This is a genomic window from Janthinobacterium leeuwenhoeki, from assembly GCF_051380795.1.
Classification (GTDB): Bacteria; Pseudomonadota; Gammaproteobacteria; order Burkholderiales; family Burkholderiaceae_D; genus Janthinobacterium.
In genome coordinates this window covers 1-1,086 of sequence record NZ_JBNYXT010000078.1, presented here as the reverse complement: position 1 = coordinate 1,086, position 1,086 = coordinate 1, and the positions used below count along the sequence as shown (strand labels likewise).

1 protein-coding gene is annotated in these 1,086 nt (G+C 59.2%); it reads right to left on the bottom strand.

Annotation, left to right across the window (positions count from 1 at the left end):
- Positions 1-15 precede the first annotated feature (15 nt).
- Positions 16-999 (bottom strand): IS5 family transposase, encoded by a 984-nt coding sequence (locus ACQ4WS_RS25450; protein ID WP_436479727.1) that lies wholly within the window; start codon positions 997-999, stop codon positions 16-18.
- Between the last annotated feature and the right edge of the window lie 87 nt (positions 1,000-1,086).

Genomic DNA, 1,086 nt, shown 5'->3' with positions numbered 1-1,086 from the left:
CGCGTCTTTCTGCAATCAAGACGGATTACGGGATTCGGTGATCGTAAAACGTCTTCCGGCCAGTACCAGGTTGGCAAAGGCGAACAAGGTAAAGAGCTGTGCAGTGTTCTTGGTCAAGCCGCGATAGCGCGTCTTACGATGACGAAACAGGTTCTTGATGACATGAAACGGATGCTCGACTTTTGCCCGCACGCTGGCCTTCAGATGCTCCAACTTTTCCGTCAGGCGCCCCAGTTTGTTATTGGGCAGCGCCTTGCGTTTGGAGCGCTTCATGGCCACGTGCCATGTCACCGACTTGCCGATGTTTTCGGGCCGTTTTTCCACGCCCTGATAGCCGGCGTCGCCGAGCGCGGCGGTCTCGTCGCCGTGCAGCAGCGCGTGCGCCTGGGTCACATCGGCGACATTCCCGGCCGTGCCGATGACCGTGTGCACCAGCCCAGAAGCGGCATCGACGCCGACGTGGGCCTTCATGCCAAAGTGCCAGTCGTTGCCCTTCTTCGATTGGTGCATGTCCGGATCACGTTTGCCGTCTTTGTTCTTGGTAGACGGTGGCGCGGCGATCAGCGTGGCGTCGACGATGGTGCCTTCGCGCATCATCAAGCCTTTCTCGGCCAAGTGCCCGTTGATCGTGTCGAAGATCTGGCGCGTCAGGCCGTTGGCCTCAAGCAGGTGGCGGAACTTCAGCAAGGTCGTCGCGTCCGGCGCCGATTCGCGGCCCAAGTCGATGCCGACGAAAGCACGAATGGACTGGCTGTCATAGATCGCGTCTTCGATGCCTTCGTCAGACAAGCCGAAGCATTGCTGGGCCACATACATGCGCAGCATGCGCGCCAGTCCGATCGGTGGCCGGCCGGCGCCTTCGACCTTCGGATAGAACGGCTCGATCAGTTTATGCAGCTTGCCCCACGGCGTCACGCTGTCGATCTCGGCCAGGAAGCGGTCGCGCCGCGTCAGTTTCTTCTTGGCGGCGTATTCAAGGTCGGAAAAGCTCTTTTGCATGATTGATGGCGAACAGTCAGGATACCGTTATTGTCTCAGGTAGGTCCGCCGCAGGGAACGGCGTTTGATGAATAAATCAGTGGTTCC

What these genes read in the sequence shown, in the direction of transcription:
- ACQ4WS_RS25450 (WP_436479727.1), bottom strand. Translation starts at nt 999, where the DNA reads ATGCAAAAGAGCTTTTCCGACCTTGAATACGCCGCCAAGAAGAAACTG.